Origin of the sequence: Cohaesibacter intestini (assembly GCF_003324485.1) — a bacterium.
GTDB classification, from domain to species: domain Bacteria; phylum Pseudomonadota; class Alphaproteobacteria; order Rhizobiales; family Cohaesibacteraceae; genus Cohaesibacter; species Cohaesibacter intestini.
In genome coordinates, this window is sequence record NZ_QODK01000003.1 from 395287 (window position 1) to 417035 (window position 21749).

Sequence of the window (21749 nt, forward strand, 5' to 3'; positions counted from 1 at the left end):
CTTATAAGGGAAATTTCCATCATAGGCAATAATGTGGTATAGACTAAACAGCCCGACACAGAGGAATCACGCGCTTTTTTTCGCTTCGCAAGGTGAAAAGTGGTTGAATAGCCGTTGTGATAGACCGCGGATTTTGACGGTTTGTAGCCTTTTGAGGCTTCAATGAGGTCAAAAGAAGCGGCGAGTCGCACCCCATGGCGGGCGAAGCATGGCCATAGGCTGCCATTAAGTGAGAGAGGACGTTGGATATGGGTGATCTGGAACGCGGTGAACAGGGAGCCGTTGAAAGCTTGCAGAGCGACATCAGCGTCACTGAAAGCCTGCCCGGTGCAATTGGTCCGGCCGGTGCCTTGGCACCAGAGGCGCCGGGTCTCAATGAGCTGGGCCAATTGGTCCGCGAAGCCCGCAAGAAAAAAGGCTGGACGCTGGAAGAAACCGGCCGCCATGCGGGCATTGGTCGCTCGACCCTGTCAAAGATCGAAAATGGTCAGACCAGCCCCGGCTTTGAGATTGTCCGCCGCCTGACCCGTTCGCTGGAGCTGGAAACCCCGAACCTGTTCCTGCAATCGGGGACCAGTGATCTGTCCGGTCGTCGCGATGTGACCCGCATGGGTGAGGGCGAGCCAAAGGTTACCGCCACCTATAGCCATGAGCTTTTGTGTAACGAGCTGACCAGTAAATCCATGCTGCCCTATATCAGCACCATCAAGGCGCGGGATATCTCCGATTTTGGCGACTGGATCCGTCACCGGGGCGAGGAATTCATGTATGTTTTGTCCGGCGACCTCGAACTGCATACCGAACATTATCGCCCACTGACCATGAAAGCAGGGGACAGTGTCTATTATGACAGCGGCATGGGACATTGCTGTGTTTCCATCAGCGAGGACGACGCCGTTGTTCTATGGGTGAGTTTGGAACGATGAAGATAAGACCCGCTATTGCGGCAGATGCCTCCACCATTACGGCCATCTATAATGACTTGGTCGACAACAGCACCGCAGTCTGGAAGACCAAGCACTTCACCATGCAGGATCGTCTTGCATGGATCAAGGAACGCAATGACGGCGGTTTCCCGGTTTTGGTGGCAGAGCTGCCTGATGGTCAGATTGCTGGCTTTGCCTCCTATGGTCCCTGGCGGGCGGGTGAGGGCTATTGCCACACGGTGGAGCATAGCGTTCATGTGGCAGCCGAGAACCGCGGACAGGGCATCGGCAAAAGCCTGCTGCAGGCGCTCATCGATTATGCCAAGGGGACGGATCTGCATGTGCTGATTGCTGGCATCGAGGCCGAAAACCAAGCCTCGATCAAGCTGCATGCCAAGCTTGGTTTCATTGAATGCGGCACCATGCATCAAGTCGGCACCAAGTTCGGTCGCTGGCTCGATCTCACCATCATGCAACTGACGCTGGACTAGGGCAGCAAAAAGAAAAAGGCTGCCGACAGATCGTGTCCGCAGCCCTGTTGCTTACCGGCCTACTTTTATTCAGCCTATTCGTCGCGCGCCTCAATGACGGTCGCGTGAATGTGGCTGGTCAGATCTGGCTCAAGGTCCAGACGTGCCGCCAGCATGGCCAGATAGGCCTGCTCGGACGGCATGTCCGGCTCGATGGCCATCAAGGATGCAATATAGACCTCGACCGCCTGCTCTTTCGTCCGGGCCTGAGCGACGATGCTGTCAATGTCGAGTGGCTTGTTCAACTGATCGAACAGAAACCCTTTCTCTTCGACGCTCAGGTCCAGTTCCTCAATTTTTGCAAAAATTGCCTGATGTTCGTCGGTGTCGATCTGACCGTCCGCCTTGGCAGCTGCAATCATCGCACTGACGAGCGTTGCACCAAAGCCCGCAGCCCGTTCGGTCAACTCATTAACCTCAAAGCGAGAGCCGATCGGCACCACGGGCACATGGGTGACCTGTGGGTTGGTGCCATGGGGTGCATGCATGGTGGCGGGAATGGTCTTCTCACCGGTCCCGACATTGCCGTCGACAACCGGGACCCCGGCCTTTTTGCCCTGATAATCGGAATAGGCCTTGTAGGCGAGACCGGCCACCAGTGCGAGGCCGCCATAGGTGGCGGCCTTTTTGGCCATCTTGCGCCCCTTCTTGGAGCCCAACATGTAGCCCGCCAGACCTCCGGCCAACGCACCGCCACCAATGCCGCCCGCATTGTTGGTCAGATAGTCCTTGCCCTGCTGGAACAGATCGCCGCCAGCATTGGATCCACGCTGTGGGCTGGATGCTGGCCCGCTCGCGCCAAGAAATTCACTGATCAACTTTGATGCGTCAAACATATAGGTCCCCCAATTGCTGGTCTGGTGCTCGGTTAAGTAGGGCGCAAAAATGATCGCCTTGGTACTTTGTATCGGTTCCTTGAAATAGATATAAGGACATAGACGGAGGGCACAAGGTGCGTGCACAAGGAAAAGATTGTAAGCTTCCATCCGATAATGAAGGTCGCGTGGTTGCGATAAAGTGCAAATAACGATAAGCACGCACAAAGCCTGCTGCCCATCAATGTCTTTCCGACTTGTCAGGCCCCAAAGCAAAGCAACCGGCAAGCATGGCGCATAGGAGGAGAACCGCGATGTTTCAGTTTCTGGATCGCATTCCGGTCGCGACACTGGTCGTGATTGCCCTGACCCTCGGATTGGCGCCATTTCTACCCGAACCCCATGTCTGGGAAAAGCTGAAGATGCTCCATGCCGGGTCTCTGGAACGACCCATAGACATGTTTGATCTGGTCTTTCACGGTGTGCCATGGCTGTTACTCATCGCCAAACTAGGACGACTGGTGGTCCTGAAGCGGCGAGCGGGACACGTCGGTTGATCGTCAGAAGATCCCGTTACGCCTTGCAAAATACCCGCATGGCCGCAGCCTCGATCTGGTGCGCATAGCGCTCCTGCGTCCAGCCGCGTTGCTGGCATAACAATTCCCATTGCCGGATCGACAGCATCGACCAGAGCAGATCGGTGGCACTCGTCTCGTCATAATGGTCGGGCAGGTCACCGTCCTTTGACAGGGCGGCAATGGCGGCTTCGCACCCTTCGCGCATATCCTCCATGCGCCGACGCCAGGCATCAGACACTTCCTGATCGGTTTCCGCCAGATAGAGAATTGTCCGCGCCACCGGATAGATGATCGGGATATAGGCACACCACGCCTGCACAAAGGCCGACAGGCGCTCCCGTCCGGTTCGAGCGGTTCGACTGGCTGTCAGTCGCTCCTGCGCTCCTTCCTGCTCATCCTGAAGCAGGGTCGCCGCAATGATCAGCTCCCCTCGGCTCTGGAAGTGCAAATAGAGCGCCTGACGGGACACGCCGGCGCGCTTGGCAATGTCGGACATGCGGATCCCGCTTCCGGCGCCTTCAGCAAGCAGCATAAGACAGGCTTCCAGAATTTTGCGTCTGGTATCGCTTTTCTCACTTGACATGGTGTCAATCTATCATTACTTGACAGGGTGTCAACTTTACACTGTGTCAAGTTTGTGGATGACGGCAACCGCCGATCCCTTTGAAAGACACGTAACGAAACCATTCAAATGCAAGAAAGGCCACCATCATGAAACTCGCACTCTTCGGCGCCAGCGGCAAAGTTGGCCGCAATCTCACCCGGCAAGCACTGGACGCAGGCCATGAAGTCACGGCTCTGGTCCGGTCCTTGAAAGCTGATTTGCCCGAACATCCAAATCTGACCCTTGTGGTTGGTGACGTGCTGAATCCAGAGGATGTGGCCAACGTCGTTGACGCAAAGGATGCCGTTTTGGTCGCACTTGGTGCCCCATTGGGGAACAAGGAAGGCATACGCACCAAAGGCACCGCCATCATCGTCAAAGCGATGAAAGAGGTCGCGGTTGAGCGGTTGATATGCCTGTCGGGCTTTGGGGCGGGCGAAAGCAGAGGTGCCTTGCCGTGGCTCTATCGCTTCCTCATCATGCCGCTCATCCTGCGTCACGTCTATGCCGACCATGAACAACAGGAAGTGCTGGTCAAACAGAGTGCGCTAGACTGGACGCTCGTCCGTCCGACCAACTATGTAGAAGGTCCGCAGACCAATGACTATCGCATTGATTTCAAGGCGGTGGAAAAAGGCATGACGTTCAAGATCAGTTACGCCAATGTCGCCCATTTCATGTTGTCGCAGGTCAGGGATCGCACCTTCCTGCACGCAGCTCCGTCTCTTTCCTCGTAAGGGGCGACTAAAACACGTCCGTCGAAGCGGCGACCGTCAGCCTGGGTGCGATGGCATTCAGCGCGATTTTGTGGATCATCTCGCTCACGCTGGTAGAGAGGTCCGACAAAATGGTCACATCATAGTCGTTGGCCTGAGGGGAAATCGCGGTATGGGTGACACAATTCTGGGTCATCATGCCGCCAATCAGCAGCTCGCGCGCTCCGACTTTCGCAAGACAGGCGCTAAGGTCAGTTTCAAGGAAACCGTCGGCAAACCGCTTTTGTACGACGGGCACATGCTCGACTACGGCCTTCAGGCGCGGGTGGATCGCCACCCCGTCTGTGCCCGGATTGAAGAAGGGAGCGGGGCCCTTGCTGGCATCGGCCACATGCTGGATGAGCAGGATCGGCAGACCCGCAATCTTGGCGCGCTCCACCGCTTGCAGAATGCGTTCAAGCGTCTCTTCTGCCTGCCATAGCGGGAAGGCAAAACCGTCAAAATAGTCATTCTGAATGTCGACCAGAAGAAGGGCGCGGTTTGAGGTCTGGGTCTGTTGGGACATGTGCTTTTCCTTTCTTGGGGTAATCACTGACCCAAAACTAGGCGGCAAGAGAGAAATGAGTAAGTGGCCCATGGATGGAATTGTGTTAAGATCAGGCCAATCTCAAATGTCATGTCACTGGCTTGAGGAATTATAAGTTCCATAACAAAGATTATGACAAAGGCTCTGACCATGCAGCCACAGACCGATGCCATCCAAATTGCAGTCCTTGCCTTTGACGGCATGAGTCCGTTTCATCTCTGGGTGCCGACGACGGTTTTCGGCCGTATTTATGAATCCGATGGCCGCTACAAGGTCACCATTTGTGCCGAGCAGGCAGGCCCGATCATGACGTCGGATGGCATGATCCTGTCGGTGCCCCATGGTTTTGACAGGGTGGACAATCTGGGCCAAGGGGATATGGTCATCGTTCCCACCTGGCCAAATATTGACCAACAGCCATCTCCGGCCCTGATCACCTGCCTGCAAGCGGCCCATGACAGGGGTGCCATCCTTGTTGGTCTGTGTCTGGGGGCCTTCGTTCTGGCAGAAGCGGGACTTCTGGCCGGCAAGCGGGCCACCACCCACTGGGCCTATGCCGACGCCTTTGCCAAGCGCTACCCGGACATCGCGTGTGAGCCCGATCAGCTCTATGCCGATGAAGGCGATGTTGTTACCTCTGCCGGTGTTGCGGCTGGGCTTGATTGTTGCCTCTATCTGATGCGCAAGCAGATTGGTGTTGAAGCAGCCAATCGCACCGCCCGCAATCTGGTTGTCTCCCCCCACCGTGCCGGTGGGCAGGCCCAGTATATCGAGCGCCCCGTACCAAAGGATCTTGGTGAAAGCCGGGTGGCGGACGTGATGGTCTGGATTCGCAACAATCTCAAAGAACCACACAGCATTGACAAGGCTGCAGCCCGCGCCCGGATGAGCCGTCGCACCTTCACCCGCCACTTTGCCAATCAAACCGGAACCAGCTTCACCCGGTGGCTGCTGAGCGAGCGTCTGGCCCTTAGCCAACTGTTATTGGAAACCACCAGCCTGAGCATGGAGTCAGTGGCTTATGAGGCGGGTTTTGGCAGCACCATGTCTTTGCGTCATCACTTTCGGCAGGCTTTCGGGCTTCCACCGGGGGCATGGCGCAAGCAGTTCAAGGGAACAGCATGAACGATCCCCTTTTGCATTGATCACAAGGGGAAGGGATCGGAGCGGTCCGTGAAATCATGCATATGGACCATCACCTGATCCGCATCCGCAAGGACTATGCCATAGGCTGGTGCTTCAAAATTGCCGCTTTGGCCCGCTTGTTGGCGGCTGAGTTCCAGCATCACTTGATGATTGAGCCCGCGCATACCAGAGACCGAAATGCCGCGCCAATTGCCAAACATCACCCGATGGGCATGGCCGACAAAGATATGCCGGATGCGCTGTTTGTGCGGGGCCAGTACATGCCAGAATGCTTCGCTATCCTGCAACTTGCTGTCGTCAGTGTTTGGAATGCCGATGGCAAAGGGCGGATGATGCATGAACAGCATCACCGGGCCATCCGTTTCAGCCAAGGCATTGGTCAGCCAGCTGCGGCGCTTTTCGCAATAGACCCCCTTCGATGTGCCTTTCTCGCTGGTATCGAGAAACAGGCAAAGGCCAAAAGGCGTGCGCTTGGATCCCTGAATGAAGCCATGCTCGCAGCGCTGGGTTTCAGGGAACTGATAGGCAAAGGCCCGCGCGTCGTCGTGATTGCCTACCAGCAAATGCGACGGCACTGACAGGCGCCGCAACTCGCGCGCAAAAACTTCATAGGCATCCACATCCCCATGATGGGTCAAGTCGCCGGTAATAACGACAAAATCCGCATTGTCATGGTCCATATTGATGCTATCGATGGCCGCGCGCAGCCGCTCTGTGGGACGCCGCCCGTAAACAAGGGCTTCCTGTCCCGCGACATGCGGGTCGGTCAGATGAATGAATTTCAGTGCATTCGGGTTCTTAATCACGCCCAAACTCCGACGAAAAATGGAGCCGCTGTGAAACCGGGTCAGGCATTGCTGTCTGGGGACGGACAGGGATGGTCTGGAAAGACACCACCTTTTTGCAAGGGGACGCCGGTTTCTGCGGCTTGTTGTTTGTTTCAAAAACGCAAGACAAGAATTTGCCCAAAACATGCCTGCGGAAGATGACAGTTTGATAATGAAACGACGACTCTTCGCTGACGACTGTCAAAAAGAGTGCGCACCCGGTGCGCTTGAGCTGGCAATTCGTAATGGCAATCTGAACCGAGGTGCAGTTTGAATGAATGCCCGATCTGAGACCGGTTTTTGTGAAACATTGCCCAATTCTTCCTGAGTTGGGCATGCCTAACCGTCACGCGCTTGGGGCAGAGGGCATTGGAATGCCTTGAAATGATCTCGCGGACGCATGACATCATTGAAGATATGCGCGGTAGAGAGGTGTTGATCGCCATCGAACTGGTCTAGGATAAACCGCGAAAGCGACCGCAGATGCGCTGGCCGAGAACATTTTCTACCGAAGCCTTGAAAAAGGCTTGTCCTTCAGGATACCGATGGCAACATCCAGACTTGGACGCCATCGCAGGGGAAATGACCATCTCGCAAGCAACAGAATGACTGCGGGCAAAGGTTGGGAGAGAAAGCATGCCTATGAAAATTCGCGGCTATCGGCAAGAGGATCGCGAAATTCTCTATGATATCTGCCTACAGACAGGTGCAGCCGGGAAAAACGCGACAGCGTCTTTCGGCAACTCTGCGCTGCTCGGAGATATCTATGTCGGTCCCTATCTGCGCTATGCTTCCCAATTGATCTTTGTCGCCGAAGACAAAGAGGGCGTTGCAGGCTACATCGTGGGGGTGTTGGACAGCGAGGACTGGGCAAACCGTTTGGATCAGGACTGGTGGCCCGCCCTACGTGCCCAATATCCGCTTGACCCGCTTGATCAGCAGGATGGGCCTGATCGAACGGTAGCTGACCGCGACTGCATCAATGCGATCCATGATCCCCAACAGACGCCGCCGGAACTGGTCGCCCGCTATCCCGCTCATATCCATATGAACTTGCTGCCGCGCCTACAGGGCAGGGGGGTGGGAGGCCTCATGCTCAAACGCTGGTTTGATATTGCGGTCAATCACGGTGTCAGTTCGGTGCATATCGGTGTCAGCACGCACAATCGCGGTGGCATCGCCTTCTGGCAAAAACACAGATTTGCACGCATCGATACCAACTCCAAGGACGAGGGAACGCTCTGGATGGGACGGGATCTGCCCTGATCGCCTGATTGTGACGCTGGCAGTTCCATTGCCGCTGTTCAATTCAACAAGGCATGATCAATTGAACGTGCGACTTTCTGCCTGTTTGATTGAAAATGCCAGATTTTCGGTGTTTCAGGCACTGAGTCCTCATCACATTCAAGGCAAAACGGATTTCATTTGAATGTCATACAACGTTCAAATGGCTGATACATTCCGCTCCTAATTTGCCCCCCAACGCAAGACTGGCCTGTCAAAGAGCCATGGTTGGTGTGGGGAGGAATGAAGCAATATAGCGATCGACAGCTGCAAATCATCAAGACGGTGACCGAAAGTGGCTTCTCCGCCATCGAGGCCCTGTCTGAGCATTTCAGCGTCTCCACCCAGACCATCCGCCGCGATGTCAATGCGCTGTGCGAGCATGGAGAACTGCGCCGGGTCTGGGGAGGCGTAGAGCCGCCACCTGTCAGCGGCAATCTGCTCTATGCCAAGCGCCGTATTCTCAATGTCCGCGCCAAACGTCAGATCGCCGCAGAAGTCGCCCGCCACATCCCCGATGGCAGCTCCATTGCCCTGTCCATTGGCACAACGCCGGAAATGGTGATTGAGGCGTTGCAAGAGCGGGCCAATCTCAAGATTTTCACCAACAATCTCAACGTTGCCATGCAGGCCAGCGCCCGCCATGACTGGTCGGTGACCATCGCCGGTGGTCAGGTGCGGGCCGGTGACCGGGATATCTTGGGCAGTGAAGTTGAGGCCTTCTTCGATCGCTTTGAGGTTGATTTCGGTATTTTCGGCGTCGCTGGCGTCAGCCCCGATGGCGGCCTGCTCGACTTTTCCGAAGCCGAGGTCGGCGCAAGGCGGGCGATCCTCAAAAATTGCCGCACGTCTGTCCTCGTCATGGATCACTCCAAACTTGGTCGCGCTGCCCATATGCGCGGTGGCAATCTGTCGGAGGTTGACTGCCTCTTTTGCGACAAGCCGTTGCCCGATCATTTTGCCGCCAGCCTCGGAAGCGCCCGGGTGATCATCGCTCCGGCGTTTGAGTCAGATGGGGCAGATCTTGGCAACACACCCCGTGAAGGGACGTCTCAATGACTGCTATCCATCCCGCCCATCACGGTCGCGCCATCTCACTGGAAGGCATTTGCAAGGTCTGGGACCAGACGGTCGCCCTCGACCATGTCGATATTCACGTGCCCGCAGGATCTTTCACCGCCTTGCTGGGGCCATCGGGCTGTGGCAAATCCACCTTGCTGCGGATCATTGCCGGTCTGGAACAGGCAACCGAAGGCACCGTGCGGATCGGCGAGGAGGATGTCACCCGCCGCCCGCCAGACAAGCGCGACCTGTCGATGGTCTTCCAGTCCTATGCCCTCTTTCCTCATTTGAATGTGGCGGAAAATATCATTTTCGGTCTCAAAACCCGCAAGGAACCCAAGGCCCAGCGGGCGGAAAAGCTCGAAGCTGTGGCCGAACTGATGGAGCTGAGTGCGTTGCTGGATCGCAAGCCCGGCGCTCTGTCAGGCGGTCAGCAACAGCGGGTCGCCTTGGCCCGTGCGGTGATTGCCGAACGGTCTATCTGCCTGATGGATGAGCCACTGTCTAACCTTGACGCCAAACTGCGCCATGACATGCGGCTGGAGCTGCGGGCCCTGCAGCAAAAGCTTGGCTTCACCATGGTCTATGTCACCCATGATCAGGCCGAAGCCATCACCATGGCCGATCAGGTGGTGCTGCTCAATGAGGGGCGGGTCGAACAGATCGACACACCGCGCGCCCTTTATGAGCAGCCACGCACCACCTTTGCCGCCCGTTTCATTGGCACGCCCCCCATGAGCCTGTTTGAAGCCGAAGCGCTCGGTGCGCTTGGGGCTTCCCTGACCAAAGACACCAAAGCCGATCTGCTGGTCGGCCTGCGCCCCGAAGCCATTGCGCCTGATGCTGATGGTCCGCTAACGGGCATCATCGAAAGCGTCGAATATCTGGGCGCTGACACCATGCTGGGCTGCCGCATCGGCTCAGAGATCTTGCTCGTGCGCGCCTCGGGTCGGGCCGATTTTGCCACCGGTTCCACCATCTCTCTTTCTTTTGCTTCTGACGATCTGGCCTTGTTCGACAAAGCCACAGGAGCCCGTTTTGACCCGTCCTATCCGCTGGAGGCCTAGCCTTCACGACAACAAGGATCGAGGCGCCGTCGCCTCGCTCACGCTCCGATCTTTCGCTTTTCAAACCAATGAACCCGCGCTCGTTCCTCTGTTGAATTGCCTTCAAGGACAGCGCCAGACAGACAAGAAGGTCCATATCCATGGCTTCCCGTTTTCTGAAATCTACTGTAATTGCAGCTCTTCTGTCCGCCACTGCCATGCCTGCGCTGGCAGTGGATCTGGAATTCTATTTCCCGGTTGCTGTCGGTGGCAAAGCCGCTGACACCATCGAGTCTCTGACCGCTGACTATGTCAAAGCCAACCCGGATGTGAAAATCGACGCCATCTATGCAGGCGGCTACAACGACGCCCTGTCGAAAGCCATGACCGCAGCACGCGGTGGCAATCCTCCGCAGCTTTCCGTTCTGCTGTCGGCTGAAATGTTCACCCTGATCGACGAAGACCTGATCGAGCCATTCGACGCTTATGTCTCTGAAGACGAGAAAAAGTCCTGGTTCGGCGCTTTCTATCCAGCCTTCATGGAAAATAGCCAGACCGGCGGCAAAACCTGGGGCATTCCGTTCCAGCGTTCCACCCCGGTCATGTATTGGAACAAAGAAGCCTTCAAGGAAGCCGGCCTTGATCCAGACCATGCGCCTGCCAACTGGGACGAGCTGGTCGAGATCTCCAAAAAGCTGGTCAAGAAAGATGCCGCAGGCAATGTCACCCAGTGGGGCGTGCGCATTCCATCCGAAGGCTTCCCTTACTGGCTGTTCCAGGGTCTCTCCACCCCGGCTGGTGCCATCCTTGCCAATGCCGATGGCAACAAGACCAACTTTGATGACCCGAAAGTCATCGAAGCCACCCAGTTCCTCGTCGATCTGTCGAAGAAATATGGCGTGATGCAGGAAGGGGCGATCGCTTGGGGCCCAACCCCGAAAGCCTTCTTTGAGCGCGAAGCGGCCATCGTCTGGACTACCACCGGCAACCTGACCAACATGCGCGAGAATGCTCCGTTCGACTTCGGTGTCGGCTTCCTGCCAAAGAAAGAGCGCTTCGGTGCGCCGACTGGTGGCGGCAACTTTGTGCTGTTCAAGGAAGCCTCCCAAGAGCAGAAAAAAGCCGCTGTTGACTTTGTGAAATGGATCACCGCCCCGGAACAGGCTGCCAAATGGTCCATGGCCACCGGCTATGTTGCCCCACGCGCCGACGCTTGGGAAACCGACGCCATGAAGCAATATGTCAAGGATTTCCCGCAGGCCGCCGTGGCCCGCGATCAGCTGCAATATGCCGTGGCCGAGCTGTCCACCTATGAGAACCGCAAGGTCACTTCGATCCTCAATGACGCCCTGTCGGCTGCCATTGCCGGGGAAAAGACCCCTCAAGAAGCGCTCAAAGAAGCGCAGGAAAAAGCGGAAGCCATTCTGAAGAACTACCGCTAATCTCCACACCTAGCGCGAGGGGAGGGCAGGCAGACGCCTCCCCCTCGCATTTTGTTATTCCAGAGGGCTCTCATGCGACGGGAATGGATCTACGCGCTTTTGCTGTTGTTGCCAGCGATGATTTTGCTGATGGGGTTTACCCATATTCCGGCAATCGAAACCATCATTGACAGCTTTTACTCCACCCCGCGCGGCCGACGGGCGGCTCGCTTTGTCGAGCTGGAGAATTATCGCACTTTGCTCGCCGACGATGTCTTCCTTCGCGCTTTCTGGAACAATCTGATCTATGCGGCGGTCACCATTCCCGCCTCGATCATCATCTCGCTGGGGATGGCCCTGTTTGTCCATAGCCGCATTCGCGGGCTGTCCTTCCTGCGGATGGCCTATTTTACGCCGACTGTCCTGCCTTTGATTGCAGTCGCCAATATCTGGCTGTTTTTCTATACACCCGGTTTCGGCCTGATCGACCAGATCCGCGGTCTGTTCGACCTGCCGCCACAAAACTGGATGGGCCAGACCGACACCGCGCTCTACACCATGATCGCGGTTGCGGTCTGGAAAGAGGCGGGTTTCTTCATGATCTTCTATCTCGCGGCCCTGCAGACCATCCCGACGCCCTTGCGTGAAGCCGCCAAACTGGAAGGCGCGGGCCGCTGGACCTTTTTCCGCCGGGTGACCCTGCCGCTGATCATGCCAACCACAGTCTTCATATCGGTCAATGCAGTGATCAATTCGGTGCGTCTCGTCGACCATATCTTCGTCATGACCGAAGGCGGCCCGAACAACGCCTCCAAGCTGTTGCTCTATTATATTTTTGAAGTGGCCTTTCAGTTCTGGGACACCGCCTATGCCAGCACGCTAACGGTCGTCATTCTGGGCATGCTGTCGCTGCTGGCCATCGGGCAATTCTTCTTTCTCGACAAGAGGGTGCATTACAAATGACCGGCTATGACATGACTGTGGCTGATCGCCTTGACCGCGCCCTGTTCACCATCGGCGCTTGGATGCTCGCGCTTCTCTGGATATTGCCGTTGATCTATGCGATCTGGACGGCGTTCCATCCGGCAGCCTATGAGGTCAATTTCGACCTTACGGCACCGTTGACCCTTGAAAATTTCCCCAAGGCTTGGGTGCAAGCGCCTTTCGCGCGCTATTTCCTCAACACCATCATCCTTGTGCTGATGATTTTGGCGGGCCAATTGGTGCTGGGCACCTGTGCGGCCTATGCCTTTGCCCGGCTGTCCTTTCCCGGCCGCAATGTCCTGTTTGCGCTGGTGCTGGTGCAGTTGATGGTGATGCCTGACATTTTGCTGGTTGAAAACTACCAAACCATGCGGATGCTCGGTCTGGTAGACACCATTCTGGCGATTGGCCTGCCCTATATGGCTTCAGGCTTTTGCATTTTCCTGCTGCGCCAAACCTTCATGACCATCCCCAAGGAACTGGATGACGCCGCCCGGATCGAAGGGGAAGGGGTGATTGGCACCATGCTTCGGGTTTATGTGCCTTTGGCCAAGCCCACATATCTGGCTTTTGGTCTAGTCTCTGTTTCCGCCCACTGGAATAATTTCGTCTGGCCCCTTATCATCACCAACTCCGTGGAGACCCGACCACTGACTGTCGGTCTTTCCATTTTCTCAACCGCTGATTCTGGCCTCGAATGGTCGGTCATCAATGCCGCAACCTTGATGACCTCCGGCCCGTTGCTGATCGGCTTTCTGTTGTTCCAACGCCAGTTTGTCCAAAGCTTCATGCGGGCCGGGATCAAATAAACCGCTCTCGCTCCTTTCCCCCAAGCAGAGGCGGGAGCGGTGGTGCCTCCCCCACGCTCCGCCAGTCAAAGGAAACCGAAATGTCATACTTGCCTATTCTGGGTGCCGCGCTGAAATATGATCACGTCGATGCGCTCAAGGACTGGATTTTCGAGAAGAACCGCGCCCTCGAATTGCAGGATTTCTGCATGGTGGAGGTGGTTGATGACGAGCAAGACGATCTGATCACTGCCTATAAAACCTTGCTCGATGGCTATGAAGGCGAGTTTGGCATTCACGGTCCGTTTTTCAGCCTCGATCTGGCGGCTACCGATCCGTTGATCCAGAATGTCGTACAGGTGCGCCTGCTTGATGCCCTGAACAAATGCGAAAAACTCGGGGCGACTCATATGGTTGTCCATAGCCCCTTCACCTTCTGGCATTCGCTCAATTTTGCCAATTTTGGTTTTCTTCACGAGACCATGTTCGAGGCAGCGAAAACCATTCTTGAGCCAGTGCTGAACCGGGCCGAAAATATCGGCTGCACCTTGATGCTGGAAAATTGCGACGACGCCCATCCGGCCTACCGCAATCAGCTAGTGATGCATATGAACAGCCCGAATTTCAAGGTGTCGATTGATACCGGCCATGCCCAACTGGCCCATGGTCAATATAAAGCCCCTCCGGTCACCGACTTCATCACCATGGCAGGTGAATTGCTCGGCCATGTCCATTTGCAGGATGCAGATGGCTATGCTGATCGCCATTGGCATCCGGGCGAGGGCACCTTGCCATGGGGCGCAATCTTCAACACTTTGGCCAAAATCAATGCCAGCCCGCGTTTGCTGCTCGAAGTGAGGGACCGCGAGCATATGCTGCCCGCAACGGTCAAGCGCCTCGAAGACCTCAATTTGGCGCAATAAGTCCAAATCCTTGCAAATGAAAAAAAGCGGCGCAGATCTCTCTGCACCGCCTTTTTTTGCTCGCCACCATTTGCTGATTCTTACGACGCTTGAGCCGCTTTGGATCATCAAAATCACGCTTTCATATGCGGCCATTGCATATGGTGATCGTCAATCACGAAAATATGGGCGTGACCATGGGCATGATCGATATCCTGCAAATGCGGATGATTGTCCGGCAGGTCCGGATGGGTGTGGTAGGGTGAACGCATGGCGCCAGCGGGCCAGAGTTGGCGGGCGATGATCAGGCTGACAAAGCCGATCACTGACAGCACCAAACTTGCCACTCCGACACCAAAGCTCGTCTGCAAGAAACCGGCAAGCGGGTAGCAAATCAGCCAGCAGGCATGGGACAGCGCGAACTGGGCGGCATAGATGGCCGGGCGATCCTCCTCATGAGAAGAGCGTTGCAACAGGCGTCCCGATGGGGTCAGGACCGCCGAATAACCCGACCCGATCAGGAACCAGCAGACCAGCATCACACCCCAGACAAACAGTCCCGTCCATGCGGCAAGGCTAAGTGAGCTGAGGGCCAGAACCATCGCACCCGCACCGCTCAGCATCGCCACCCGGTCAGGGATGACATCGAGCAAGCGCGGCAGGATCAGCGCCATCACCATCGATCCAAGCCCGAAAGCGCCGATGGTGAAAGGCAGATAGATCTCATCAAGGCCCAACACCGCCTGCACCAGCACCACACTGTTGACCAACACCATCGCCCCGATGGATGCCACCACCATGCACAAAGCCAACAGGCCTTGCAGCCGCGGTGTCTTGAGATAAATCTTGATGCCGCGGGTCGTCCGCTCATAGATCGAGCGGCGCTTGCTGTCTCTCTTGGGTTTGGGCAGAGCAACCGACAGGATCAACAGGCCAGAACCGATAAAGCCGATGGCCGTGCCGTAGAACAGCTCATGATAGCTCGCCACCAGCAGAACCAGTGCCGCCAGAGTTGGGGTGATGATGCTTTCCATGTCATAGGCCAGCCGCGACAGGGATAGCGCACGCGTATAGTCTTTCTCTTCGGGCAGAATGTCAGGCAGCGTTGCCTGAAAGGTCGGGGTGAAGGCGGCCGAGGCAGCTTGCATCAGGAAAATCAGTACGAAGATCTGCCAGACTTCACCAACAAAGGGCAAAAGGCAGGCGACCACCGCCCGAATGCAGTCTAGCCCGACCAGCAGCTTACGCCGGGGGACAAAGCCTGCAAAGGCCCCGGCAATTGGCGCGATGCCCACATAGGCCACCATCTTGATGCCAAACACGGCGCCCAGCACCATCGAGGCATCACCACCAGTCAGGTCATAGGCCAACAGGCCAAGCGCGACGGTGGAAAGCCCCGTGCCCAACAGGGCAACGATCTGGGCAGAAAACATATGTCGAAAGGCTCTGTTCTGCAGAATTTTGAGCATGGCTAACTGTATCGCTCTCGGGCGTTGTCAGAGATATTTTGCAATCAGTTTGAAGTCGGCAAGGGTTGCCGCGCGCATGGTCTCATCCTCGGCCACGCTTCCCTCAAGGCAATGGTCGATATGATCCTGTATCAACTGCCGTTTGGCATTGGTGATCGCCTTTTCAACAGCATGCAGCTGCTGGGCAATATCGGCGCAGCCCTGATGCTTTTCGATCATGTCGATGACATGAGCAAGATGACCGGAGGCGCGCTTGAGGCGCTTGGCAATGGCCGGATGACTGGCATGCTTGTGCAGCGCTATTGATTCATTGATGGTCATGATCCGGCTTTCCTGCGCCATTGGGTACATATCGATGCCATAACGGAGACATTTCAGTGTCTATGGACTGGCATTGTGTGGATGACTTTCTCCAATTATATCCCCCGGGGGAGGATACGTAAAGGCTAACCATTGCCAAACGACACCAATTGGATCAGCGGCTCTCGTGGTTCTTGTTGGCGAGGAGGTGACCTGAGGGAAGGCCGAAATTTCGCCATTTTGGAAAGGGCAGATAGGGAATCAAACAATTGTTAGTTTAATACCAAAGTCTCTCTCCATCTTACGTAACGTTAATTGCTATAGTGCCAATTGAGGAATCGGTGCCTTGCCCTGTTAGGTTTGCCTGCCTATTTTCAAATAACAAAAAGGCAACCAGCCAATAACAAGCGCGCCCATTGGGAGGAAAAGAATGGTTACTTTTGCCACGCGAGAGAGCGTTCTCGCGATCGAAGAGGAAATGCCATATGAGGAGCGGGGCGTCGCGCGATCAATTTATGAACGCCTGTCACGTACAGAGGCCGACTATCCAGACAGTCCCGCAGTCAGCTTTCAGCTCTTTTCAGGGCCAACGGACAAGGCCGAGACCCTGACATGGCGCGAGGTCAAGGCCAAGGTCACTCAGACCGCCAATCTCCTGCGCCAGTTGGGCATTGGTGAGAAGGATGTGATTGCCTATGCCCTGCCAAACTGCAACGAAGCCTATCTGACGATGCTGGCGGGCATGGTCGCTGGCGTCGTCAATCCGATCAATCCGTTGCTGGAAACCGAACAGATTGCAGCCATCCTGCGCGAAACCGACGCGCGGGTTGTCGTGACCCTGAAGGCATTTCCGCAGTCGGATGTGGCTCAGAAGGTGGCAGAAGCGGTCAAGCATGCTCCCCGTGTGCACACGGTGCTCGAAGTGGATCTGTTGCACTATATGACGGGCATCAAGAGGGTCATCGTGCCACTGATCCGTCCGAGAAATCCCGGCGCCAAAGGGCATCATGCGGATGTGTTCAACTTCAACCGCGAAATTGCCAAACAGCCCTCAGACGCTTTGACCTTTGAAGACAATCTCGAAGATCGTGTTGCTGCCTACTTTCATACTGGCGGCACCACCGGCATGCCGAAAGTGGCCCAGCATACCGCATCGGGCATGATGTATAACGGCTGGCTTGGCAGTGCATTGTTGTTCAAGCGTGAGGACAATGTGCTGTGTCCTCTGCCTTTGTTCCATGTTTTCGCCTGCCATGTGATCTGCATGTCGACCCTGTCGTCAGGATCGCATGTCGTTTTCCCGACGCCGAAGGGTTATCGCGGTGACGGGGTATTTGACAATTTATGGAAGCTGATCGAGCGCTGGAAAATCTCCTTTATCATCACTGTGCCAACCGCCGTATCTGCCATGATGCAAAGGCCGGTGGATGCGGATATCTCCTCCGTTCGAATGGCCTTTTCCGGCTCGGCGCCCTTGCCACTGGAACTCTATCGGCGGTTTGAAGCGGCAACCGGTGTCGGCATCATCGAGGGCTATGGCCTGACCGAAGCCACCTGTCTGGTTTCCTGCAATCCGATTGTCGGGAAAAAGAAAGTAGGCTCCGTCGGCTTGCCATTTCCCTACACCACGGTGAAAATTCTCGAACACACCAAGCAAGGCCCGGTTGAACTTGCAACCGATGAGGTGGGTGAGATCTGTATCGATAATCCCGGTGTCTTCACGGGGTCGACCTACACCGAGGCCGACAAGAACCATAATCTGTTCCACCACGATATCTATTTGCGGACCGGCGATTTGGGACGCATCGATGAGGACGGCTATCTCTGGATCACCGGTCGCGCCAAGGATCTGATCATTCGCGGCGGTCACAATATCGACCCCGCCGAAATCGAGGAAGCCTTGGCCGGCCATCCTGCCGTGGCGATGGTCGGAGCCATCGGCCAGCCCGACAGCCATTCGGGCGAATTGCCTTGTGCCTATCTTGAACTGGTATCAGGCGCAAAGGTCGATAAGGATGAATTGATGGCCTATGCCAAACGCCATATCCATGAGCGGGCCGCCATTCCCAAATATGTCGAGATCTTGCCTGAATTGCCGAAAACGGCTGTTGGCAAAGTCTTCAAACCGGATTTGCGCAAGCTGGCCATTACCCGCGTCTATGACGAGGTGCTGGCTAAGAATGACCTCAAGACCCGCGTCGTATCTGTCATCGAGGACAAGAAGCGCGGTCTGGTCGCCCAGCTTGAGCGTAACGCGGACATTGATGAGAGCAAGTTGACCAACATTCTGGGCCAGTTCACCCAGCCGTGGGAATGGCAATAAGGCAGCCAAAAGACCGGGAATCTAACAGATGTTAGATTGCGGTTGATGTAAGTCAAGCATTGCAAGTTCAACCAAAGGAGGGGTGACTGCCCCTCCTTTGCTGTTTTCTGCGGTTTTTGGCGGTTGCTTGCCCCAAATTTGCGGTGTTTTCTCCACAAACCGGGCCTTTTGGATGGTTCGGGTTACTGGTTTTTACTGTAAAATCCCGGTATTACCTTGGCCAACTTTCGTAGGGCCCTTGCCCTCCAGCAGCGGAGTGGAACCATCGCTGACAAGATCATCGATATGAACAACCCACGCAAGAGCGATGGCATCGTTATATCAGGCCTGTCCCACACTCTCGACGGACAACCTTTTTACCAGAATCTGTCCCTGACCCTGACCGAGCAACGCATCGGTCTGATCGGGCGCAACGGTTCGGGAAAGTCCACATTGTCCCGGATGATCTGTGGCCTGACCGAGCCGAGTGAAGGCGAAATCCTCATCCACGGCGTCAACGTCTTCAAGGATCGCAAGGAAGCCATCCGTACCATTGGCCTGATCTTTCAGAACCCCGATCATCAGATCATCTTCCCAACCGTTGAGGAAGAGGTCGCCTTTGGTCTGGAAAGCCTGCTTGGTGACAAGAAAGCAGCCCGCCAAAAGGCCCGCGCCTTTTTGAAAGCCTTTGGCCGTGAAGACTGGGCCGAGCGTGGCACCTACACCCTGTCGCAAGGCCAGCGGCATCTGGTCTGCCTGATGGCGGTTCTGGCAATGGAGCCAAAGGCTATCCTGCTTGATGAGCCCTTTGCTGGCCTCGATTGGCCGACCTCACGCCGCCTGTTCAACTGGCTGACCAGTCTTGAGCAGCAATTGGTTCTTGTTACCCATGATATCAATCATCTGAAGGACTTTGACCGCATCCTCTGGCTTGAAAAGGGGCAACTGGTCGGTGATGGCCACCCTTCGGACATTTTGCCTGCCTATCATGACGCTATGGAAGCGTTGGTGCATGATGAAGATCCCTTCGCTGGCGAAGCCAAATTTGACCTTGGCGCCATGCCGGCCTTGGCTGCAGTCGGTGAGGGGGCTTAAATGCTTGCGCTGACTGTCGAGACCAAGACATGGCTGCATCGGATTCCGGTTCCTCTGAAACTGGCCATCCTGTGTGCGCTGACATTGGTGATCATGCCGCTGACCCAATGGCAGCCTGCTGTGGCGGCGACAATGGCGGTCGCCTCGCTATATCTCTCTGCCGGGCTGAAATTCGCCCGGATTGGTTTGACCCGCCTGAAGCCGATTGTCTATTTGCTCGTGGTGATTTTTGTCTATCATGTGGTCACAAGCCGCACCGAAGCGGGCCTAGCCATCAGCCTGAAACTGTTCGCCACCGTCGGTCTGGCCAATCTGGTCACCATGACCTCACGGCTCGATGACATGATGCAGGTGGTCGAAACCCTGACCGCACCGTTGAAATTCGTTGGGTTGCCTCCCCGTGCCTTTGGCTTTGCCATGGGACTGGTGATCCGTTTCACCCCGGTTTTCCTTGAAAAAGGCAAGCTGCTCAGTGAAGCCTGGCGTGCGCGCTCGGCCAAAGGGGTCAGCCCCAGATTGCTTGTCCCTCTCGCCCTTGGGGCGCTGGATGATGCCGATCGGGTGGCCGAGGCCATCAAGGCGCGCGGCGGACTGGTCCAAGCTCCGCAAGACTCAAAGAACAAAGTTTGAATTCTCCTCGTTATAAGGAACCTTCCCGTTATGGAAAGACAACTGACATTCATCGCTCTCTTTACTGCCCTGATTGCGGCCCTCGGCTTCCTGCCTAGCTTCATGCTGCCATTTGGCGTGCCAATCACGGCGCAGAATCTTGGCGTCATGCTCGCCGGTGCCGTTCTTGGGGCCCGTCGTGGTGCCTTGTCCGTTTTGCTGTTCCTCGCACTGGTCGCCATGGGCCTGCCACTTCTGGCTGGTGGTCGCGGTGGTCTTGGCGTGTTCGCCTCACCAACCGTTGGCTTCGTTGTTGGATTCCCGATTGCCGCCTTTGTCACCGGCCTGATTGTTGAGAAATGGAAGGCAGGCAATCTGTTTGTTGTTGGCACCGCCGCCAGCATCATCGGCTGCATTGTGGTTCTTTATGCCTTCGGGATCTTTGGTCTGGCCAAGATGATCGACAAGTCTCTCTTGGAAGCCACCCAGCTTTGCCTGGTTTACATTCCGGGCGACGTGATCAAGGCCGTTGTTGCCGGTGTTGTGGTTGAAGCCATTGCCCGCGCGCGTCCGGCAGCTCTGCTGTCCCGTGGCTAAGCCACGACACGCATAGCGACAAAGTGAAAAGGCCCTCGTCACGGACGGGGGCCTTTTTCTGTTCCAGTCTTGTGCAGGGTGACAGTCAGGCGCCTTGGTGAGCGAGAAAATCACCGTCGGCAATCCGCTCCAGCCCCTCAACCGGATAGCGATACAAATAGATCCAGCACCGCATCGTTTGCCCATTGGTCAGCGTCACCGGCAACAAGTAGCGTTCATATTCGTAAGGTTCTTCATAGGCCGGGCCAATGCCTTCATAATCATCAAGCTCTGGCAGGGTAACATCCGGCGATTGCAACTGGAACACATCGCCCACGACCAGATCTTCGGGATGATCGGACGCCACAACGCCGGGATAATAATCGATCCGATAAAGCTTGCCTTGAAAATGGGCCTCACCCAGATACGAGGCCGATCCGGACAGAAGGGCCGACATTTTCCCTTTGGCCTCATAGCGCAATGTGCCATAGACGAACAAAAAACAGTCCTGTTTGTCTTTCAAAGCATCTTCCTCTTTTGTCTCTCAATTCATAACCAGAAAGATATTTCCTCATGTATAGCGCAGCCCTGGCAGATCACAAATCCGCAATAGCTGCCATTACACGGTGGTTTGAGGCGGAATGGCCCAGCTGGTACGGTCCTGATGGCCCCGGGGATGCAGCTGCCGATCTTGAGAGTTGGTGTGATGAAACCGCCCTGCCGGTTGCCCGCATCGCGCTCGATGAGGCGGGGCATGTGATCGGCATCGCCGCATTGAAGACCGACGGGCTGGGGGAGGAGTTCGGCTTCAGCCCCTTTCTCTCTGCAATGTATGTTCTTCCCCAATATCGGGGATCTGGTGCAGGAACCCTGCTGACCGGGGCCATCGCCGAAGTCGCAAAAATGCACGGCTACGACATGCTTTATGCCACGACAGATGGTGCGCGCGGGTTGCTCTTGCGTCTGGGATGGAACGAAACCGGGTTTCGGTCGCTTTCGGATCGGGGCCCGCTTGCGATCCTTTCCAAGGCCCTGTAGGACAGGTGAGCAAAGGGATGCGTCAAGGCGCGGGGGCCGGTCCACTGCTGCAACATCCCGTTTGAGCTGCCATGCGGGAAATTTGTTGTCCAAGGGCACGAAAAACTGCTTACTTTCCACCCTGAATGGTTTATTTTATGGGTGA

The 21749-nt window shown here is 56.0% G+C and carries 24 protein-coding genes; 17 read left to right on the forward strand and 7 right to left on the reverse strand.

What is annotated here, in order from left to right:
- Positions 1 to 248: 248 nt before the first annotated feature.
- Together DSD30_RS12550 and DSD30_RS12555 are read left to right on the forward strand one after the other, a co-directional pair.
- Positions 249 to 926, forward strand: coding sequence for a helix-turn-helix domain-containing protein (locus DSD30_RS12550; protein WP_114010024.1), 678 nt, complete (start codon positions 249 to 251; stop codon positions 924 to 926).
- On the forward strand, positions 923 to 1417 hold the full coding sequence (locus tag DSD30_RS12555; RefSeq protein WP_114010025.1) for a GNAT family N-acetyltransferase: 495 nt from the start codon (positions 923 to 925) through the stop codon (positions 1415 to 1417). Before DSD30_RS12550 ends, DSD30_RS12555 begins: the two co-directional genes overlap by 4 nt.
- A 74-nt stretch (positions 1418 to 1491) precedes the next feature.
- On the opposite strand, the gene DSD30_RS12560 is transcribed toward DSD30_RS12555, so the two are convergent.
- Complete coding sequence (locus DSD30_RS12560; RefSeq protein ID WP_114010430.1) at positions 1492 to 2292, reverse strand: tellurite resistance TerB family protein; 801 nt, start codon at positions 2290 to 2292, stop codon at positions 1492 to 1494.
- 293 nt (positions 2293 to 2585) lie between these two features.
- Between DSD30_RS12560 and DSD30_RS12565 the strand changes: the two genes are divergently transcribed.
- A complete protein-coding gene (locus DSD30_RS12565; RefSeq protein ID WP_114010431.1) occupies positions 2586 to 2828 on the forward strand; it encodes an RND transporter in 243 nt (80 codons plus the stop codon).
- A 16-nt stretch (positions 2829 to 2844) separates the two neighbouring features.
- Here DSD30_RS12565 and DSD30_RS12570 read toward each other — a convergent pair whose 3' ends face one another.
- Positions 2845 to 3432: a TetR/AcrR family transcriptional regulator gene (locus tag DSD30_RS12570; protein WP_114010026.1), complete on the reverse strand. Its 588-nt coding sequence runs from the start codon at positions 3430 to 3432 to the stop codon at positions 2845 to 2847.
- Between the two features lie 128 nt (positions 3433 to 3560).
- On the opposite strand from DSD30_RS12570, the gene DSD30_RS12575 reads away from it, so the two are divergent.
- Complete coding sequence (locus DSD30_RS12575; RefSeq protein ID WP_114010027.1) at positions 3561 to 4190, forward strand: NAD(P)-dependent oxidoreductase; 630 nt, start codon at positions 3561 to 3563, stop codon at positions 4188 to 4190.
- Positions 4191 to 4197: 7 nt separating this feature from the next.
- Here the strand turns inward: DSD30_RS12575 and DSD30_RS12580 are convergent, their stop codons facing one another.
- Complete coding sequence (locus DSD30_RS12580) at positions 4198 to 4734, reverse strand: cysteine hydrolase family protein (RefSeq protein ID WP_114010028.1); 537 nt, start codon at positions 4732 to 4734, stop codon at positions 4198 to 4200.
- 153 nt (positions 4735 to 4887) lie between these two features.
- On the opposite strand from DSD30_RS12580, the gene DSD30_RS12585 reads away from it, so the two are divergent.
- Positions 4888 to 5880, forward strand: a complete 993-nt coding sequence (locus DSD30_RS12585) for a helix-turn-helix domain-containing protein (RefSeq protein WP_245418461.1) — start codon at positions 4888 to 4890, stop codon at positions 5878 to 5880.
- A gap of 20 nt (positions 5881 to 5900) precedes the next feature.
- On the opposite strand, the gene DSD30_RS12590 is transcribed toward DSD30_RS12585, so the two are convergent.
- Positions 5901 to 6707 (reverse strand): phosphodiesterase, encoded by an 807-nt coding sequence (locus tag DSD30_RS12590; RefSeq protein WP_198662940.1) that lies wholly within the window; start codon positions 6705 to 6707, stop codon positions 5901 to 5903.
- Positions 6708 to 7364: 657 nt separating this feature from the next.
- On the opposite strand from DSD30_RS12590, the gene DSD30_RS12595 reads away from it, so the two are divergent.
- The 7 genes from DSD30_RS12595 (at position 7365) to DSD30_RS12625 (ending at position 14236) form a co-directional block, all read left to right on the forward strand.
- Complete coding sequence (locus DSD30_RS12595; protein WP_114010029.1) at positions 7365 to 7994, forward strand: GNAT family N-acetyltransferase; 630 nt, start codon at positions 7365 to 7367, stop codon at positions 7992 to 7994.
- 261 nt (positions 7995 to 8255) lie between these two features.
- Entirely contained in the window at positions 8256 to 9071 is an 816-nt protein-coding gene (locus DSD30_RS12600; RefSeq protein ID WP_114010030.1) for a DeoR/GlpR family DNA-binding transcription regulator, read from the forward strand.
- Positions 9068 to 10141 carry an ABC transporter ATP-binding protein gene (locus tag DSD30_RS12605; protein WP_114010031.1) on the forward strand — a complete coding sequence of 358 codons (1074 nt, stop codon included), beginning with the start codon at positions 9068 to 9070 and terminating at the stop codon, positions 10139 to 10141. The genes DSD30_RS12600 and DSD30_RS12605 overlap by 4 nt, the downstream gene beginning before the upstream one ends.
- Before the next feature lie 140 nt (positions 10142 to 10281).
- Positions 10282 to 11562 carry an ABC transporter substrate-binding protein gene (locus DSD30_RS12610; RefSeq protein WP_114010032.1) on the forward strand — a complete coding sequence of 427 codons (1281 nt, stop codon included), beginning with the start codon at positions 10282 to 10284 and terminating at the stop codon, positions 11560 to 11562.
- 72 nt (positions 11563 to 11634) lie between these two features.
- On the forward strand, positions 11635 to 12504 hold the full coding sequence (locus DSD30_RS12615; RefSeq protein WP_114010033.1) for a carbohydrate ABC transporter permease: 870 nt from the start codon (positions 11635 to 11637) through the stop codon (positions 12502 to 12504).
- Positions 12501 to 13334, forward strand: a complete 834-nt coding sequence (locus tag DSD30_RS12620) for a carbohydrate ABC transporter permease (protein ID WP_425359465.1) — start codon at positions 12501 to 12503, stop codon at positions 13332 to 13334. The genes DSD30_RS12615 and DSD30_RS12620 overlap by 4 nt, the downstream gene beginning before the upstream one ends.
- A gap of 80 nt (positions 13335 to 13414) precedes the next feature.
- Positions 13415 to 14236, forward strand: a complete 822-nt coding sequence (locus tag DSD30_RS12625) for a sugar phosphate isomerase/epimerase family protein (protein WP_157967692.1) — start codon at positions 13415 to 13417, stop codon at positions 14234 to 14236.
- 113 nt (positions 14237 to 14349) lie between these two features.
- On the opposite strand, the gene DSD30_RS12630 is transcribed toward DSD30_RS12625, so the two are convergent.
- Together DSD30_RS12630 and DSD30_RS12635 are read right to left on the reverse strand one after the other, a co-directional pair.
- The gene (locus tag DSD30_RS12630; RefSeq protein WP_114010035.1) at positions 14350 to 15684 is read right to left on the reverse strand and encodes an MFS transporter; all 1335 of its coding nucleotides are present in this window, start codon (positions 15682 to 15684) and stop codon (positions 14350 to 14352) included.
- 27 nt (positions 15685 to 15711) lie between these two features.
- Positions 15712 to 15987: a metal-sensing transcriptional repressor gene (locus tag DSD30_RS12635; protein ID WP_280955314.1), complete on the reverse strand. Its 276-nt coding sequence runs from the start codon at positions 15985 to 15987 to the stop codon at positions 15712 to 15714.
- 427 nt (positions 15988 to 16414) lie between these two features.
- Here DSD30_RS12635 and DSD30_RS12640 point away from each other — a divergent pair, with 427 nt between their 5' ends.
- The 4 genes from DSD30_RS12640 to DSD30_RS12655 all read left to right on the forward strand — a co-directional run bounded on the left by DSD30_RS12640 (position 16415) and on the right by DSD30_RS12655 (position 20587).
- On the forward strand, positions 16415 to 18307 hold the full coding sequence (locus DSD30_RS12640; RefSeq protein ID WP_114010036.1) for an acyl-CoA synthetase: 1893 nt from the start codon (positions 16415 to 16417) through the stop codon (positions 18305 to 18307).
- Positions 18308 to 18592: 285 nt separating this feature from the next.
- Positions 18593 to 19381 (forward strand): energy-coupling factor ABC transporter ATP-binding protein, encoded by a 789-nt coding sequence (locus DSD30_RS12645; protein WP_114010037.1) that lies wholly within the window; start codon positions 18593 to 18595, stop codon positions 19379 to 19381.
- Complete coding sequence (locus tag DSD30_RS12650) at positions 19382 to 20011, forward strand: energy-coupling factor transporter transmembrane component T family protein (RefSeq protein WP_114010038.1); 630 nt, start codon at positions 19382 to 19384, stop codon at positions 20009 to 20011.
- 30 nt (positions 20012 to 20041) lie between these two features.
- Entirely contained in the window at positions 20042 to 20587 is a 546-nt protein-coding gene (locus tag DSD30_RS12655; RefSeq protein ID WP_114010039.1) for a biotin transporter BioY, read from the forward strand.
- A gap of 85 nt (positions 20588 to 20672) precedes the next feature.
- On the opposite strand, the gene DSD30_RS12660 is transcribed toward DSD30_RS12655, so the two are convergent.
- A complete protein-coding gene (locus tag DSD30_RS12660) occupies positions 20673 to 21089 on the reverse strand; it encodes a gamma-glutamylcyclotransferase family protein (protein ID WP_198662941.1) in 417 nt (138 codons plus the stop codon).
- 50 nt (positions 21090 to 21139) lie between these two features.
- Here DSD30_RS12660 and DSD30_RS12665 point away from each other — a divergent pair, with 50 nt between their 5' ends.
- Positions 21140 to 21604, forward strand: a complete 465-nt coding sequence (locus DSD30_RS12665; RefSeq protein ID WP_114010040.1) for a GNAT family N-acetyltransferase — start codon at positions 21140 to 21142, stop codon at positions 21602 to 21604.
- Positions 21605 to 21749: the final 145 nt, after the last annotated feature.